We start from the raw sequence: 16,396 nt of genomic DNA, 5'->3' as shown, positions 1-16,396 counted from the left end.
CTGGTTCGCGTGCGCAGGGAGTGGCAGACGAGCCATGCGAGTGGGAACGACCGTGTTCATTGCTCGAAGAGCCGGTTGCTGATCTCCCGGAGGTTGTCCTCCCAGACGTCCTCGAGGATCGAGTCGAACGTGTTGTTGACCCGAACTCGGGAGCCCTCGCTCTCGACGACGACGCCGCCGAGACAGTCGTACTCGCCGGCGTACTCGTAGCCGTCGTAGTCGGTGAGGATCGCCGTCAGCAGGTCGGCGTCGCTGGCACGACCGTAGACGTGAACCTCGTCACCTGCGTCGAACTCGACGCTCGCGGCGTCGAGCAGTTCGCGGGTGAGCTCCTCGCGGGTATCGCCCTCGAGAGCGGCGATCTCGGCTTCGACCCCGTCGCGGACCTCGCCGAGAACGTCCCGACGCGCCTCCAGGCGCTGTTGTTTCGCCTCCAGTTTCGCACTGGAGAGTCGCTGTTCGCGCAGCTGCTCGATCTCGCGTTCGACCTCGCGCTCTGCGGACTCGAGGATCTCGTCTGCGTCCTCCTCGGCCGCCGCCTCGATCTCCTCGGCGCGGGTCTCCCCCTCGGCGCGTATCTCTTCCGCACGCGCGTGGGCCTCTTCTCTAATGTCCTCGACGACTGTGTCCAAACTCATTGTAAGAGGGGTGGTCGCTTATTGGACCAGGAAAATGGCGACGATCGCGAAAATGACGAGCGTTTCCGGAAGCACCGTCATGACGATACCCGGAACGAACATGTCGTCGTCCTCTGCGATCGCGCCGACTGCGGCGGCACCGATACCGCGCTCTGCGTATCCTGCCGCGAGCGACGCGAGGCCGACTGCGAGCGCAGCGGCACCGACGTCGGTCAGGAATGGGGAGTCGGCGGCTTCTCCGTTCTGCAGTACAACGTTTCCGGTTTCTGCTAGGATTTCGAACATGGGTGGAATGATACTCGCTGTGAGTTCGATTGCTCCGAACAGCCGTATCTGTCTCTGCGCTCCCCATAAAACTCTCGAAACGATTCGACATAGCTAACTCCTCTCACCGGATTTCCAGCCGGTATGGCAACTAATGCCACTCTATTTCTGACGCTCGTCATTCCCGCCGATCTACCGGCGCAGTTCGACGAAGACGAAAAGAAAACGGGAGTTCAGTCGGCCTGCGGGTGCGCTGGCGCCGACTCCTCGTGGCCGAACGGCTCGTACTCCTCGCCGCCGCCCTCGTAGAACTTCTGGAAGAACTCCACGTACTCGAGACGCAGCATCTGGATGCCCGCCGCGGTGATACCCAGCAGGAGCACCAGGATGTGCCCGAGCACGAAGACGACGATGCCGGCGAGGATCCCGATCGCCGACACCAGCGCGGTGTCGCCGACGTGGACCAGCCCGACGAAGTTCTGTTCGTACCCCGTGACGTCGTACGTCGGGAGGTTGAACACGGTGTAGCCGTCCTGGGTGTAACCACCGAAGACGAGCAGGTTCACCGCGAACGCCATCCCACCCTTCGCGAGCAGGACGGCGACCATCCGCAGGTACGAGAGGACGTGACCGAACGCCCACGCCGGCACTTCGAAGACGCCGGCGATCCCTTCGCCGACAGCGACGAGGACGACACCGACGGCCAGGAAGCCGAGGGCGACGAGCCCAACGACCTCTGGGAAGACGACGTACTCAACGACGAAGTCCGGCTTTTCGCCGGTCAGATGGTCGCTGAATATCCAGATGAACAGACCGTTCATCGCGAAGATCCACGAGAGTCGCTCGTAAACCGCCGCCTTGATGCCGTGGCTCAGTTCGTTGATGAAGCCCAGGATGAGCCCCATGTTCAGGTGGATCAGACCGAAGACGAGGCTGAAGACGATCCAGAACAGGGCCCAGTCAGTCGCCTGCAGCCCCTTGTCGAGACTCGCGACGAACAGGTACTCCTGCATCGCGCCGTGGATGCCCTCGGGGACGAAGTACTCCATGTGGACCCCGAAGATGTCGTCGTACAGCCAGCCGAACAGGATCGTGAAGGCGCCGGCCCAGATCCCGATCGTTCCGAGCGCCTTGCCGGCGTCGGAGTCGAAGATCTTCCAGCAGCCCCACCCCATCAGCATGTAGAGGATCCCGTAGCCGATGTCCCCGATCATAAAGCCGAACGCGAACGGGTAGGTCAGGAACACGAGCAGGGTGGGATCGAGTTCGCTGTACTTGGGCTGGCTCACCATCTTCACCAGCAGTTCGAACGGTTTCGCCGGCGTCAGGTTGTTGAGGATCACCGGCGGCTCGTCGTCCATCGTCACGGCGCCGCTGCCGTGGCCGCTTCCCTGGCGCGTGCCGCCGTCGGTTGCGGCCTTCTGGGCCGGCTGGGCGGTCGCCTCGGACTCTTCGTCCTCGCCGTCGCCGTCGCTGCCCGTGTGAGCTTCCGCGCCGTGCTCGTGTTCCTCGTACTCTGCGACCTCGAGCTGTTCGATCTCGACGCTCTCGCCGACGGCGTCTCTGAGCGCGGCGACGAACTCGTCGTAGGTGTCGGCGGGGATCCACCCCTCCGCGATGAACGCCCGGTCAGTCGTCGCGAACTGCAGCGGCGCCTCCGCGCGCTGGACCTCGATCGTCAGCGTCTCTTCGAGACGGAGCAGGAACGCACCCTCCTCGCGTCTGATCTGCTCGAGTTCGGTGTCGATCTCCTCGAGCGACGCCTCGAGTCGACGGCGCTCCTCCTCGAGTTCCCTGACGTACGTCTCGGGCGCCTCGCTGGTTTCCGGGACGGGGTGTCGCGTGAACTCGATGCCGACGAGGGCGTCGTCGACGACGCCCTCGGGGGTGCCCTCGGCGGGCGCGGCGACGATCGCGATCACGTCACTGCCGGAGAACGTCTCGTAGGCTCGGACGTCGTCCGACTCGGCGAGTGCGGCTTCGACGGCCGTCTGCGGTCCCTCGCCGACGACGACCTCGACGGTGTCGTACCCCGACAGCAGGTCGAGGTCGATCCCGAGATCGGCGAACGGCGCGACCCGGTCGATTCGCTCGTCGACCTGCCGGCGCTCCTCGCGGATCTCGCTGCGGCGGTCGTCGAGTTCGTTCGCCCGCGTTCGAACGCGCTCGAGACGGCTCTCCCAGTCGTGTTCGAGCCCGCCGAAGTCGGTATCGTCGGCCTCGATGTCGAGCGTACTCTCGAGCGCGCGAACCGTTACCAGCTTCTCGGACGCCTCGTCGGCGCCCGCGATCGGGTTACCGTTGTCGAACCCCTCCCAGGAGCCGTCGTAGTCGGAGAGGTGGACGAGGTTGAGCCGGTGAACCGTCTCGATGACCGTGGGCATGACCCCACGGGAGCCGGTCACCGACACCTTGCTCATCCGTTCAGGTCTGAGCATACACGTCCTCCTGGAACAGGTCGACGACGTACTCCGTCACGTCGTCGACCCGGCGTTCGGCGCGCTCGGCGAGTGCCTCGCGCTCCTGTTCGCCTTCGCGGAGGACACGCTCGCACTCCATGTCGATCTCTTCGCGCGCCGCCTCGAGGCGGCGCTCTTTGAGATCCCGCGCCTCTTGTTCCGCGTCCGTGCGGATCTCCTCGGCACGTTCCCGGGCCTCGGCTATCCGCTCGTCGCGGTCTTGTTCTGCCTGTGCGACGATCTCGTCGGCCTCCGCTTCGGCCGACTGTATTCGTTCGAGAACCTCTGGCCTCGGCATACTCTAAGCAGGCGACGTTTGCCTGAGCGCGTATAAGGTAGTTGCGAAAGTGACTCGACTCGCGACCGCGTCTTCTATAGTAACAACTGAAACGATTTGCACACCGATCGCAGCGCTGTCGTGCGATCGGGTGCGCATTGACTGTCAGTGGCTACTATATTCGAACCGTCTCGTTTCGGCCCGCTTTTCAGCCCCATCTCTTCTGGATCCCACTCGCGTACGAACCACGGAGCCGACCGTCCGTCGCAGTCGAGAACAGTAGACATATTGTTACGGGCGGACAATCGGCCGGTAATGGGTATTCTCGAGAACAAGGCCCGCGCGCGGCTGTTCTACAAGTATCTCTCACGGGTGTACGACCGGATCAACCCGTTCATCTGGAACGAGGAGATGCGCACCGAGGCGCTGTCGCTCCTCGAGTTCCCCGAGGACGCGATGGTGCTCGACGTCGGCTGTGGCACCGGCTTTGGCACCGAGGGGCTGCTCGAGCACGCCGACACCGTGTACGCGCTCGATCAGAGCGAACACCAGCTCGAGAAGGCGTACGCGAAACTCGGCAAGACGGGTGGACCGGTCCACTTCCACCGGGGCGACGCCGAGCGGCTTCCGTTCGCGACGAACACGTTCGACGTCGTCTGGTCGTCCGGTTCGATCGAGTACTGGCCGGACCCCGTCCGCACCCTCCGGGAGTTCCGGCGCGTGCTCAAACCCGGCGGTCAGGTGCTCGTCGTCGGCCCGAACTCCCCCGACAACGTCGTCGCCCGAACGCTCGCCGACGCGATGATGCTGTTCTACGACGAGTACGAGGCCGACCGGATGTTCAAGGAAGCCGGGTTCGAGGCGGTCAAACACAAGTTCATGGGGCCGTCCTACGAGCCCGAAGTCGCGATCACGACGGTCGGTCGCGCACCCGAATAGCTCCTTCTCACCGCAGTCAGGCCGCCGTCGTCTCGAGCTCCGCGATCACGTGTCCGTCGATCGCCAGCGTCACGGCTACCTCGTCACCGGGCTCGATCTGTGGGTCGTTCGTCCCCGCGACGTGAACGCTCGTCCGCTCACCGGATTCCCAGGTCGAGTCGGACTGTGCGTTGAACGGCCCGCTCGGCGGCCACCTGAACCCCGTCGAACTGACGAACGGAACCGGTGGCTGATGATCCAGGGGCTCCCCGTTGACCGCGACGGTTACGGAGAGATCGTCGACGTCGATCGGATCGCCGCGCGTGTGCTCGAGGGTGATCCGCGAGTCGTCGCCGTCGACGTGGAGATCGAAGGCGACGACTGGGCCGGGTTCGGGGGGTGAGACGGAGCCGAACACGACGGCGATGCTTCCGGCGAGGATCACCGCCATCGCTACGAGGATGACGACGCCGACGACGGGGGCGACCGCTCGGGTAGGGTCCTCACGTCGCTGCCGGGACGGCTGACACACGCGACACAGTCGCCGCGTTCTCGTACTTAAACTCGGCCCGTCCTCAGTCGACGGTCGCGTTCACTGTTCTCCCCTCCGATTCGACGTCAACGGTGTAGCTGTCGCCGGTGGGGAGCACCCACAGTGAGCCGTCGAACCCGGTTTCATCGATCTCGGTACCGTCGACTATCACCGTCGCCTCGACCGGCTCTCCGGTGCCGGCTTCGGTCACGGTTAGCTTGACCGGACCGTCCGCCGGCGTTTGGTCGACCGAGAGCGTCAGGCCGTCGTTGGTCCACGATCGCTCAGAATCAAACGGCAGCGTCGACAGGGTGAGCTGGTGGCGCTCCTGATAGATTGCCGCAGTTCCGGCGTCGAGGTAGAGACTGAGGTCGCCCTGGTCGTGTGTCGCCTGGACCTGGTAGAGCTGTGCGGACGAAGAGATTCCTGCTCGTGCGGAATCTCGGTTCTCGAACACCCACGGGTATCGGTCTGTGGCGTAGTCATGGGCGTCGGAAATGTTGCCGCCGAACTGGTCCGGAGCGGACGTGTTCCGGTGGTCGAACCGCGTCGTCTCGCTCACGAACTGGTCGCCCTCGATCATCGACAGGCGGTAGCCGTCTGCTGCGGTCTCGAGAACGAGGGGTCCCGTGCCGGATCGCTCGAAGCCGTACACCGTCGCCTCGAGTCGGTCCCTGATCGGCGTCCGGTAGGTGTTCAGGACGTCGATTTCGCCATCGACCGAGATGAACACGCCCGAGACGGTGTTCGACTGCGCTTCGAGTTCGTCGAACGCGGTGGTGAGCCGTTCGGCCTCGACACTGTTTGCGAGCAGGGTTCGCATGACCTCTGTGTCGGAGACGTTGCCCGCGGCGTGCCCCCTGACGACCTCGCGCTCTCGTTGCTCGAGCGCCTCGAGCCGCTGCGTGAGTCGATCGTGGGTTCGCTCGAGTGCGGCACGTCGCTCCTCGACGGTAGTGGCGTTCTCGAGTTCTTCCTCGAGGGCGTGGAGTTCTCTATCGGTTCGCAACGCGTCGTCCGTCGAGGCGAGAACCGCGCCGATGTCCGTCCCGGTGTCAGTATACTCCGCCCGAACCTCGCCGTCCAGGGCGAGTCGGTTCGGCGTTTCTTCTGCCTCGACGACCGACGTCTGGCTGTCGATTTCGTCGGTCGTCTCGGCGGCGACGACCGTCATCGCCGGTATCGATGTAACCAGAAGTAACGCGAGAAGGAGGGGTGCCGCGTTCTTCATTACATCCGCCATGAGACCTCCAAGTACAAAAACTGGTCGGCATCCATTACACTCATTTTCTCCGGGGCGGATACCCTTTTAGACGGTTTATAGACTATCGTAACGTTTTATTTTCGGATGGAAAGGGTTTTTTCCCTCCAGTGTCCATCCGTTGATACGCATGCGGTTCTCCACCGCCCTGACACTCACCCTTGCCCTCCTCCTCGCGACTGCTGCCTTCGGGGTCGTCGCTGCTGTGCCGTCGGCGTCGCCGGCTCCGAGCGACGGCGGCGTTTCGTCTACCGTCGAGGCGACCGACCGCCCGCTCGAGGACGCCGAACCGCGACAGGTCATCCGGATCAGTATCGGCACCGACGGCGACGCCGAGTGGGCCATCGAGAGCCGATACGTCCTCGAGGACGAGGACGATATCGAGGCGTTCTCGAGCTACGCCGACGCCGTCGCCGACGGCGACCGGGACGTCGAGTACGATCTCGAGGCGTTCGAACGGGTCGCCGACGAAGCGGAAGAGTCGACCGACCGGGAGATGGAGATCACCGACGCCGGCTGGGACGAGCCACGGATCGAACGCGAGGACGAAAGCGAGAACGCGACGGCGATCGGAGAGGACGAGATCGCCGAGAACGCCTCCAAAACCGGTGTGGGCGTCATTACCTACTCGTTTACCTGGTCGAACTTCGCCGAGGTCGACGGCAGTTACATCCACGTCGGTGATACGTTCCAGGCCGGCGACGAGCGCTGGTTTCCGGGGCTGACGTCGGACCAGCAACTCGTCATCGAGTCGCCACCGAACCACGGCTTCCACAGCTTTCCACCCGTGAGCACGACCGACGACGGCTCGCTCGTCTGGGACGGCCCCCACGAGTTCTCCGAAAACGAACTCGAGGTCGTCTACCTCCGCGGGGCCGACAACGGGTCGACCCCGCCCCCGCCGCCGGACGACGGGTTTCTCGACTCACAGCTAGCCGCCGTCGGCGGCGTCGGTTTCGTGGCCGTCCTTCTCGTCGCCGCGTTCTTCCTGCGGCGACGCCCCGAACTGGAGGACGATCCGGAACCGGAGCCGGTGGCCGAGGAAGTACCGGAAGAGCCGCCGGCGCCACCTGCGGAGGGGGCGGCGGTCGCCGGGGCAGCCGCCGAAACCGATTCCGACACCACCGTCACGTTCGAGGAACCCGACGACGACGTCGATCTCGAACTGCTGAGCGACGAGGAACGCGTCGCCCGCCTGCTCCGCGAGAACGGCGGCCGGATGAAACAGGCCTCGATCGTCTCGGAGACGGGCTGGTCGAACGCGAAGGTTTCCCAACTGCTCTCGCAGATGGACGACGACGACGAGATCGAAAAGCTCCGGATCGGCCGCGAGAACCTCATCACGCTCCCGGAAATCGACCCGACCGAAACTGAGTGACGCGGCTCCCGGGGATTTCGATCGTTCGTCTCTCAACCTCCGTGACTACTCCTCCGACTCGAGTCAGTCGCCAACGAGACGCGTGCGGTCTACAGATACGCCGCCGCGATGCAGCCGATAACGAGCGTCAGATACAGACCCAGAACCGCCCGTGAAGAGGGGTAGATCTCGAGTCGGTCCTCGATCCGCCGACGAACGGCAGGAATCGCCGGAAGACCGGCGCCGGTCAGTGTGAACCCGATGATCCAACCGCGGGTGAGCAACCATCCCAGATACAGTCCAAAGACTCCCAGCAGTGATACTCCCGCTAACAACGTTACCGTCCCGGCGATGGTGACAAAGACGCCCATTCCTGTGATCTCCTGATTGGCGTCTCGCACGATTCGACAGGATTCGGTTTCGTCGATCTCCGTCGCCGGATTGGTGACGTTCTCGGCCGCCGTCAACTGCATCGACCCGCAGTCGTTACACGGCGGATTGTTCCGGTTGTGAACCCGCCCGCAGTCGTCACAGACGAACGAGACGGACGCTGCGCGCCCCGTCTCTTCCGAATCAGCGTACGTCTCGCTCATCGTTCGATTCGCTCGTCTGTCCACCGTCCGATATTGTTCATAAAGATATAAAATTCAAACATCTGTAAACAAGTTTTCGCTCTGCTCCCCGTTCGCATAATCGTGGCGCGAAGCGCCGCGCATCGCTCACCACCACTCCTCCAAAAATCTCGACCAAAAAAGTCTGCTCACTCGCTTCGCTCGCCCGCGGTCGTTACGCCAGCGGCGTCCGCTCGACGACTTGGCCGTCGTAGGTCGGATACTGCTCGACGATTTCGCCGTCCTCGAGGTCGCCCTCCTCGATCATCTCCTCGAGAAGCCACCAGGCGACCTCGACGTGCTCGGCCTTGACCGTGTAGAACTCCTCGGGAACGCCGAGCGCGTCGAACGTCGCGGGATCGGTGTAGGTTTTCCCGTAGACGAGAGTACCGTCGTCGGTGACGTCGTCGAACTCCCGGCGGACGTTGCGGGCGATCCGTTTGAGTCGGCGACGGTGCTGGGCGGCGTCTTTGAACACCGAGGTACAGAAGTAGACCTTCGGATGGTCGCCCATCACCTCGAGGATGCCGTCGCGGTCGTTGTCGACGGCACTCATGTGGCCCTCCTTGAGTTCGAATCCCTTCTCCTGCATTCGGCGGTAGTTCCCCTGGGACATCTCGAACTCGTTGACGTTACAGAAGTCGGCGGCCCCCTCGTCTAAAAAGTCGAGGAACTCCGTTTCAGCGCGAATGCCGGGGATTTCGAAGGCGGGCGTCAGTCCCTCCTCGCGGGCGATATAGAGGATCTCCTCCCACTCGGTGCCGTGCATCTCGCCCCACAGCTCGAGAGGCGGGTGGAAGCGAATCTCGTCGAGGCCGGCCTCCGAGAGCCGACGCATGTTTTCCCGGCCGCCGGGAATCCCGGTGTAGAGGTGGGTGTGGTGGTCGGCGCCGAACTCGTCTTTCAGGAGTTCGAGGTAGTGACAGGTTCGCTCGAGGGCTTCCTGGGGCTCGCCGCCCGTGATCGAGGTGCCAAGTGCGTCCATTCGGTGGGCTTCCTCGAGAACGTCCGCGTCGGACTCGACCTGTCGTTCGTTTGCGTAGACGTCGGTGACGTTCTTTCTGTTCTCGCCGAGCGGGCAGTAAAAGCAGTCGCGCTGGTCGCAGTAACCGTAAACGAACAGCACCATCTTGCCGCCTTTCGCACACTGCTCACAGCCCTTCGAGATCATTCAGTACATCGGGTTATCGGTCAGCGCCCAAAAACTGCACGAATCGGCTCGTCGCTTCGGTCACACCCACCGGGTCGCTCGAACGATATTGAACAGTGTACTGACCAGTAAACTGGAGTGTCCGAAAGAGTTACGCTCACGTATCGCCACTCGACGACGATGAGGTATGGTCGTCGACAACTGCTCGCCGCGGGAACCGCCGTGCTAGCGGGGAGCGTCTCCGGCTGTCTCGACGTCGTCACCGACGACCTCGAGTTCGCGTCGACGCCGGCGCGAGTGTCAGCCGACGCGCTCGAGTCGGCCGGCTTCTCGGAGGATCGAATCGAGGAGGAAGTCGTCGTCGAATCGGTGTCCGCCGCCGGTGTGAGCCGCGACGTTCGGGTCAGCAACTGGGTGAGCGAGTACTCCCGGTCGCTCTCGCTGCTCGGACAGGAGATCGCCGACATCGCCGTCTTCGCGGTCATCACGACACCGCAGGTGCGGGTGCTGGGGCGGGAGTTCAACTACGTCGGGGAGTTCTCGAGTGCGGACCTGGTCGAGGAACTGCAACGACACTACGACGACGTTCGAAACGTCGAACAGGTGGGGGAGTACGCGCTCCCGATCCTCGGTTCGGAGACGCCCGTCGGCCGCTTTCGCGCCGATGCGGAGTTTCTGCCGATGGGCCAAACGATCGAGGTCGTCCTTCACGTCACCGACCCCATCGAATACGGCGAGGAGTACGTCGCCTGCGTCGGCGTCCATCCGCGGCGTGTCTCCGGTGGAGCCGACCGCGTCGAGACGCTTATGACGGGCGTCGAGAACGACGCGTAGGTCCGAACACTACTCGAGTCCGGCAGCCTCGAGCACCGCGGCCGTCTCGAGTACCCTCGCGAACTCCCCGTGGAGATGGGCCAGCGCGAGGTCGTGGCTCGTCTGGGCGTCGTAGCGGGTACCGTCCGGCCCCTCGCGGTCGAAGGCGGCCGTCGCATCGGCGACGAGGATCGGGTCGAAGCCGCGGTTTTCGGCCATCCGCGTCGTCGTCGAGACGCAGTGGTCGGTCGTAAAGCCACAGAGAACCAGCGTTTCGGCGTTGTGCTCGCGGAGCCGGGGCTCGAGGTCGGTGCCGACGAACGCGCCGTTGACCTCCTTCTCGATCACGGGCTCGCCGGCCTCGGGTTCGCCTTCGGGTTTGAACGCGTTGCCGGGAGCGTCGGGCCGCAGGGGGGAGTCGGGTTCCGTCGAGCAGTGCTTTACGTGGACGATCGGTCGGCCGCTTTCGCGCCAGGCCGCCAGCAGATCGGCGATCCGCGCCTCGGCGTCGGGGTTGTTTCGCTCGCCCCAGGCGGGATCGTCGAAGCCCGCTTGCACGTCGATGAGGGCGAGGGTCGCGGTTTCCGGCAGGGGAGCAGTCGGGGCGGACTCGAGGCTCATACGTACTCCTACGCCTCGAGCGCGTTGAACGCTTCGTCCCGCACCGATGGGGCCACACGTCGCCACTCCCAGAAAAGGCATATACCGCGGCGACCAACGTCCATCCGATGCTGCTGGTCCTCTGTGTCGACCTCGACGACGACCTCGGCCGCAAGACCGGCTTTTCGACGCCGGTGATCGGCCGCGACCCCGTCGAGGAGGCGGCCGTTGCACTCGCGACCGCCGATCCCGAGGACAGCGACGTGAACGTCATCTTCCAGGGGTTGCACGTCTACGACGATCTGGCGAGTCGCGACGAGAGCGTCGAGGTTGCGGTCGTCACCGGTAACGAGGACGGGGAAGTCCAGGCCAACCGCGAAGTCGGCGACGAGGTCGACACGGTTCTCGCCAGTCTCTCGACCGGCGAGGACGTCACCGCGCTGGTGATCACCGACGGCGCACAGGACGAGTCCGTGGTACCGATCATCCGCTCGCGGGTGCCGATCGACGGCGTTCGCCGCGTCGTCGTCCGACAGTCCCAGAACCTGGAGTCGATGTACTACACGATCAAGCAGGTCCTCGACGACCCCGAAACCCGGGGAACGATCCTGATCCCGCTGGGGATCGTGCTGCTCATCTATCCGCTCGCGCTGGTGGGAACCTTCCTCGACTACCCCGGCATGGTTATCGGCGGAACGTCCGCCCTGCTCGGCCTCTACCTCATCTCGCGCGGACTGGGTCTCGGCGACCGTCTGGACGACGCCGTCGACCGGGGCCGCCGAATGCTGTACGCCGGTCGGACGACGCTGCTCGCCTACGTCGTCGCCGCCGCGTTACTCGTCCTCGGCGGCGTCAGCGGGATCAACGAACTCGAGGCGCTCCAGGAGTCGACCGCCGGCGAGGTCGGCATTCCGATGGTGCTCGCCGCGCTCGTCTACGGCTCGATCCAGTGGTTCGCCGCGGCCGGCGTCACGACCAGCCTGGGTCAGATCACCGACGAGTACATCGACGGCACGCTCGAGTGGCGCTACCTCAACGCGCCGTTCTACGTCGTCGCGATCGCGGTCGTCCTCTACGCCGTTAGCGCCTTCTTTCTGGACGAGGTCGGCATCGCGTATCTCGCGACTGCGCTGACGGCGGGCACGCTGCTGGGTATCGTGAGCACGCTCGCGTTCGCGGTCGCGGAGGATCGCTTCTCGGAGAGTGGACGCCGGGCCGAGCGCGTCTGAGTCAGGCCTCCCGTTCGACGACGAACTCCGCGAGGTCGAGCAGGTAGTCTCGAGAATCGGTGTCGGCGACGTCGACGGTCTCCAGGGCGTCGATGGCGCGGTCGGCCTCCTCGCGCGCGCGGTCGTTCGCTTCCTGCGGGGTGAGATCGGTTACCTGAACGACCGAGGGACGTTCCATCTCGGCGTCGTGGCCGGCCGGCTTGCCGAGATCGGCTGCGTCGGCCGTCGCGTCGAGGACGTCGTCGCGGATCTGGAAGGCGACCCCGACGCGTTCGGCGTACTCGCCGAGGGCTTCGACGGTGAACGGGTCGGAGTCGGCGGCGATCGCCCCGAGTTCGGCCGCCGCTCGGAACAGCGCTCCGGTTTTTCGGCGAGCCAGCAGCATGTATTCGGCCTCGTTTTCCGGCTGTGCGGCGAGCTCCGTCGCCTCGCCGACGCCGAGTTCGACCATGGCCTCGGCGACGACCTGGGTCGCCTTTGGATCGGCCGAAAAGAGCGCGAACGCCTCGCCGAGCAGGCCGTCGCTCGTGACGATCGCCGGCCCGTAGCCGTACTCCGCCCAGGCGCTGGCGGTTCCGCGGCGAAGCTCCGAGCGGTCGATGATGTCGTCGATGACGAGCGAGGCGCTGTGAACGAGTTCGATGCCGACGCCGAAGTCGACGGCGTCCTCGGCCTCGCCGCCGACGGTTTCGCAGGCGAGCACCGTCACCGTCGGTCTGACGCGTTTCCCCCCCGACAGCGCGACGTGACGGACCTCCTGGCTCAGGGTTTCGGGTTCGACGCCGTCGACGACCTCGACGAGGCGCTCTTCGAGTAGCGCCCGACGGCGCTCGAGCAGTTCCATTACTCCGGTTTAGGATGGGCCGAAAAAGTAGCTGACGATCCGTCTATTCGCAATCGGCCGGTGACTCGAGCCGAGGCCGCAAATACGGGCTGCGACAGACTGCACCAGTCCTATCCAGTTTTGCGAGTGTCTTCAGCCATGACCGATATCGGAAACCCGTTCGGCGTCGACCTCGCGACGATGATCTTCGGCGCCGGCGTCTCCTTGCTGCTCTCCGCCGGTGCGATGAGCTACGAAGACCAGATCGCGGACTGGACAGCACCCGAACTCCTCGGCGCGGCGGCGTCGGTTTCGTCGTCGCGGGCACCCTTCTCGGAATCGCACTGGCGATCGCGGGGCTTCGGTAATCCCGGTCTCGAGGCCCCGTCGAACGCGACCCCGTTTCGCCGACCGGGAGGTCGTGCACTCGAGCCGTCCGTTTTCGAGACTGCGCGCTGCGTGGGACGATCGCGAGCGACCGGGACGACGGCGAGTATCGGGTGCGTCGCGGGTGCATCCGTCCGATCGTTACATCTCCGCTACGGTGTCACCGTCGTCGCTGTAATCGTCCTCAGTAGCCGGTCCAGGGAGGGGTCGCCGCGGTACCTGACGCGCTGGTCGCGCGTTTCGTAGTCGATGTATCCGTCGTCGGCGAGGCTGGGGAGGGTCGCGTGGTGGAGGTGAATTCGTATCGACGTTCTCTCGGTGACCGACCGGGAGCCGAACGCGCACTCGACGAGTTCGTCGACCGTCGCGATGCCGTTCTTGACGTTGCGGAGGTGCTGGAGGACCCGCCGGCGGTGTTCGTCGGCGAGTACGGCAAACGCATCGGTGTTTCCCGTCATAAGGGAAGGGTTCTCAGCGACGGGGAATCATCTACTGCCGGAGTTCTCCGCCAGTTTATATGCTCTCGTCGCCTTCTTTCGGTTCGTTCGATAGGCAAACGGCATGATTATCGCAGAGTACACCCTCGACCATCCGATACTCAGAGACACGCTACAGCGCGCTTCTGGAGTTCGGATCACCTGGGAGGATTCGTACACCGACCCGGACGGCCGCATGCGCATGATCGCGTGGGTTGATGCCGACGATCTCGAGACGCTCGAGGCGGTGATTCGCGAGGACCCGACGGTAACCGATCCCACGCTCCTGATCGAGGCGGGTGGGCGGCGGTTGTACCGATTCGAACTGGCCGGCCACGGGGCAGAGTTGAGCATCATGCCCAGCGTCGTCGAGGCAGGCGGCATCCACCAGGAACTCGTCGGTGACCGGCACGGATGGCGGAATCGAACCCGGTTTCCCGATCGAGAAGGGCTGGAAACGGTCTACCGATTCTGCCAGGACAACGGAATCGGCTTTACGTTCGACCGAATCTACGAACTGTCGGACTGGGACGGCGCCGACTCGAGCGGGCTGTCCGAAGCTCAGCGGGAAACGCTGATCGAAGCCGTCGAAAGCGGCTATCTCGACATTCCTCGGCGCGCGTCGCTGGCCGAACTGGGCGACCGTCTCGGGATCTCCGAGAGCGCCGCCTCGGAACGATTCCGGCGGGGTGTAAAGAAACTCGTCGAGGACACGATCAGCGAATAACACCGGCACACCGGACCGGAACCCGCCATACGAACACCGCCTCGCACCCGCCAGTTTCGGTGTGTCGGCCTCGAGACGTCGGTCCTGCTACCGCGTTACTGGAACTGCTCGATCAACGCCGGCACCACGTCGAAGAGGTCGTCGTGGATCGCGTAGTCCGCGATGTCCATGATCGGCGCGTTCGGATCGGTGTTGATCGCGACGATCGTATCCGCGCCTTTCATCCCGGCGACGTGCTGGACGGCGCCGGAGATGCCGATAGCGATGTAGACGTCTGGCGTGACGACCTTCCCGGACTGGCCGACCTGGCGGTTCTTCGGCAGCCAGCCGGCGTCGACGATGGGTCGCGACGAGGAGACCGTCGCGTCGAGCGCGTCGGCGAGGTCGTGGATGATGTCGAGGTTCTCCTCCTCTTCGATCCCGCGGCCGACGCTCACGAGCACGTCGGCCTCGCTGATGTCGACGTCGCCGCCGCCGACCTCTTCGAAGCCGGTGACCGTCGAGCCGATCGCGCTCTCGTCGATCTCGGCGTCGAACGCCTCGATCGCGGCGTCGCCGGTGCCTTCGGCGGCGGACCACTCGGTGCCGCGGATCGTCGCGACGGCGGTTCCCTCGAGTTCGGTGGTCGTCTCGACTTTGCCGCCGTACATCTCGCGGGTGGCGACCAGCGTCTCGCCGTCGGCCTCGAGATCCACGGTGTCGGTCACGAGCGGCAGGTCCAGCCGGTTGGCGACGGCGGGCGCGTAGTCGAGGCCGTTGACGCTGTTGGGGGCCAGCAGGTACTGGGGCGAGACGGCGTCGTACAGCTGGGTGATCGCCTGCGTGTAGACGTCGTGGTTGAACTCCTCGCCGTGGGAGACGGTGTGGATGGTGTCGACGCCGTTGCGGTTGAGCTTCTCGGCGAACTCCTCGACGGGACCGCTGATGACGGTGACGTGGAGGTCGCCGCCGGTTTCGTCGGCGAGCTTGCGGCCGGCGGTGATGATCTCGTAGCTGACGTCGCGCAGTTCGCCGCGGCGGTGGTCCGTGATCGCGAGAACGTCCGTCATTGTGCCACCCCCTTCTCGCGGAGCAGTGCAGCTAACTCACTGGCGGTCTCGTCGGCACCGCCCTCGAAGATCGTCACGTCGCTCTCGGCTTCCGGCTCGTACATGTCGGTGAGCGTCAGATCCCCTTCGACCGCGCTCGCGTCGACGCCGATATCACCGAGCGTGAGCTGATCGAGCTCCTTGCGCTGGGCCATTCGGATGCCCCGGAGGCTGGCGTACCGGGGCTCGTTGATCCCCGTCTGGATCGTCAACACCGCTGGAAGGGAGACGTCAGTGAGTTCGTCGACGCCGCCCTCGAGTTCGCGGTGGACCGAGGCGACGCCCTCGTCGGCGTCGAGGTCGAGGGCGTTGACGACGGCGGCCCACTGGAAGTCGATGGCGTCGGCCAGCGAGACGCCGGTCGCGCCCCAGCTGTCGTCGCCGGACTGGACGCCGGTCAGGACGAGGTCGGGATCCTCCTGTTCGACGACCGCCTGCAGGATGGCGGTTTTCGCGCCGACGTCGAGCAGGGGAACGTCCTCGAGGGCGTCGTCCCAGACGCGCAGTGCGCGGTCGGCGCCCTTCGCGAGCGCCTGTCGAATCGTCTGTTCGCACTCTTCCGGGCCGATGGTGACCGTGACGACCTCGTCGGCGACGCCGTCCTCCTGGAGCTGGACGGCCTCCTCGATTGCGTAGTCGTCCCACTCGTTCAAGTCGGCGCCGAGGAACCGCTCGTCGATCTCGGTGCCGTCGATCTCGAACTCGTCTTCGACGGTCGCCACCTCTTTGACCGTAACGAGAATCTTCATCAGTGTCGATTGCGGTGTCCGTGCCGTAAACGTTTTC

General features: G+C 64.8%; 18 protein-coding genes. 5 read left to right on the top strand and 13 right to left on the bottom strand.

The window, feature by feature from the left end:
• Positions 1-56: 56 nt before the first annotated feature.
• The 4 genes from AC6I6S_RS06635 to ahaH form a co-directional block, all read right to left on the bottom strand.
• Positions 57-638 carry a V-type ATP synthase subunit E gene (locus AC6I6S_RS06635; protein WP_497948947.1) on the bottom strand — a complete coding sequence of 194 codons (582 nt, stop codon included), beginning with the start codon at positions 636-638 and terminating at the stop codon, positions 57-59.
• Positions 639-656: 18 nt separating this feature from the next.
• Positions 657-923: an ATP synthase subunit C-like protein gene (locus AC6I6S_RS06630; protein ID WP_497948946.1), complete on the bottom strand. Its 267-nt coding sequence runs from the start codon at positions 921-923 to the stop codon at positions 657-659.
• Between the two features lie 212 nt (positions 924-1,135).
• Positions 1,136-3,340 (bottom strand): V-type ATP synthase subunit I, encoded by a 2,205-nt coding sequence (locus tag AC6I6S_RS06625; RefSeq protein WP_497948945.1) that lies wholly within the window; start codon positions 3,338-3,340, stop codon positions 1,136-1,138.
• Positions 3,327-3,659: an ATP synthase archaeal subunit H gene (ahaH, locus tag AC6I6S_RS06620; protein WP_497948944.1), complete on the bottom strand. Its 333-nt coding sequence runs from the start codon at positions 3,657-3,659 to the stop codon at positions 3,327-3,329. The genes AC6I6S_RS06625 and ahaH overlap by 14 nt, the downstream gene beginning before the upstream one ends.
• Positions 3,660-3,953: 294 nt before the next feature.
• Here ahaH and AC6I6S_RS06615 point away from each other — a divergent pair, with 294 nt between their 5' ends.
• The gene (locus tag AC6I6S_RS06615; protein WP_497948943.1) at positions 3,954-4,577 is read left to right on the top strand and encodes a methyltransferase domain-containing protein; all 624 of its coding nucleotides are present in this window, start codon (positions 3,954-3,956) and stop codon (positions 4,575-4,577) included.
• 16 nt (positions 4,578-4,593) lie between these two features.
• On the opposite strand, the gene AC6I6S_RS06610 is transcribed toward AC6I6S_RS06615, so the two are convergent.
• Positions 4,594-5,088: a type IV pilin domain-containing protein gene (locus tag AC6I6S_RS06610; protein ID WP_497948942.1), complete on the bottom strand. Its 495-nt coding sequence runs from the start codon at positions 5,086-5,088 to the stop codon at positions 4,594-4,596.
• A 43-nt stretch (positions 5,089-5,131) separates the two neighbouring features.
• Positions 5,132-6,319 (bottom strand): DUF7096 domain-containing protein, encoded by a 1,188-nt coding sequence (locus tag AC6I6S_RS06605; RefSeq protein WP_497948941.1) that lies wholly within the window; start codon positions 6,317-6,319, stop codon positions 5,132-5,134.
• Positions 6,320-6,479: 160 nt separating this feature from the next.
• On the opposite strand from AC6I6S_RS06605, the gene AC6I6S_RS06600 reads away from it, so the two are divergent.
• The gene (locus AC6I6S_RS06600) at positions 6,480-7,727 is read left to right on the top strand and encodes a helix-turn-helix transcriptional regulator (protein ID WP_497948940.1); all 1,248 of its coding nucleotides are present in this window, start codon (positions 6,480-6,482) and stop codon (positions 7,725-7,727) included.
• Positions 7,728-7,816: 89 nt separating this feature from the next.
• Here AC6I6S_RS06600 and AC6I6S_RS06595 read toward each other — a convergent pair whose 3' ends face one another.
• On the bottom strand, positions 7,817-8,299 hold the full coding sequence (locus AC6I6S_RS06595) for a hypothetical protein (RefSeq protein ID WP_497948939.1): 483 nt from the start codon (positions 8,297-8,299) through the stop codon (positions 7,817-7,819).
• 193 nt (positions 8,300-8,492) lie between these two features.
• Positions 8,493-9,488, bottom strand: a complete 996-nt coding sequence (locus tag AC6I6S_RS06590) for a radical SAM protein (protein ID WP_497948938.1) — start codon at positions 9,486-9,488, stop codon at positions 8,493-8,495.
• Positions 9,489-9,647: 159 nt separating this feature from the next.
• Between AC6I6S_RS06590 and AC6I6S_RS06585 the strand changes: the two genes are divergently transcribed.
• Positions 9,648-10,301, top strand: coding sequence for a DUF6517 family protein (locus tag AC6I6S_RS06585; RefSeq protein ID WP_497948937.1), 654 nt, complete (start codon positions 9,648-9,650; stop codon positions 10,299-10,301).
• 9 nt (positions 10,302-10,310) lie between these two features.
• Here the strand turns inward: AC6I6S_RS06585 and AC6I6S_RS06580 are convergent, their stop codons facing one another.
• Positions 10,311-10,901 (bottom strand): cysteine hydrolase family protein, encoded by a 591-nt coding sequence (locus tag AC6I6S_RS06580; RefSeq protein ID WP_497948936.1) that lies wholly within the window; start codon positions 10,899-10,901, stop codon positions 10,311-10,313.
• Between the two features lie 107 nt (positions 10,902-11,008).
• Here AC6I6S_RS06580 and AC6I6S_RS06575 point away from each other — a divergent pair, with 107 nt between their 5' ends.
• Complete coding sequence (locus AC6I6S_RS06575; protein WP_497948935.1) at positions 11,009-12,109, top strand: DUF373 family protein; 1,101 nt, start codon at positions 11,009-11,011, stop codon at positions 12,107-12,109.
• A 1-nt stretch (position 12,110) separates the two neighbouring features.
• On the opposite strand, the gene AC6I6S_RS06570 is transcribed toward AC6I6S_RS06575, so the two are convergent.
• On the bottom strand, positions 12,111-12,953 hold the full coding sequence (locus tag AC6I6S_RS06570) for a polyprenyl synthetase family protein (RefSeq protein ID WP_497948934.1): 843 nt from the start codon (positions 12,951-12,953) through the stop codon (positions 12,111-12,113).
• Positions 12,954-13,471: 518 nt separating this feature from the next.
• Complete coding sequence (locus AC6I6S_RS06565) at positions 13,472-13,777, bottom strand: DUF7344 domain-containing protein (protein WP_497948933.1); 306 nt, start codon at positions 13,775-13,777, stop codon at positions 13,472-13,474.
• Between the two features lie 103 nt (positions 13,778-13,880).
• On the opposite strand from AC6I6S_RS06565, the gene AC6I6S_RS06560 reads away from it, so the two are divergent.
• Positions 13,881-14,522 carry a helix-turn-helix domain-containing protein gene (locus AC6I6S_RS06560; RefSeq protein WP_497948932.1) on the top strand — a complete coding sequence of 214 codons (642 nt, stop codon included), beginning with the start codon at positions 13,881-13,883 and terminating at the stop codon, positions 14,520-14,522.
• 95 nt (positions 14,523-14,617) lie between these two features.
• On the opposite strand, the gene AC6I6S_RS06555 is transcribed toward AC6I6S_RS06560, so the two are convergent.
• Together AC6I6S_RS06555 and AC6I6S_RS06550 are read right to left on the bottom strand one after the other, a co-directional pair.
• Positions 14,618-15,571: an electron transfer flavoprotein subunit alpha/FixB family protein gene (locus tag AC6I6S_RS06555; RefSeq protein WP_497948931.1), complete on the bottom strand. Its 954-nt coding sequence runs from the start codon at positions 15,569-15,571 to the stop codon at positions 14,618-14,620.
• The gene (locus AC6I6S_RS06550; protein ID WP_497948930.1) at positions 15,568-16,359 is read right to left on the bottom strand and encodes an electron transfer flavoprotein subunit beta/FixA family protein; all 792 of its coding nucleotides are present in this window, start codon (positions 16,357-16,359) and stop codon (positions 15,568-15,570) included. Before AC6I6S_RS06550 ends, AC6I6S_RS06555 begins: the two co-directional genes overlap by 4 nt.
• Positions 16,360-16,396: the final 37 nt, after the last annotated feature.

The organism is Natrononativus sp. DTA114, assembly GCF_059736515.1.
Note: the sequence above shows the minus strand (reverse complement) of the source record. Positions and strands in the feature narration are given on the sequence as shown.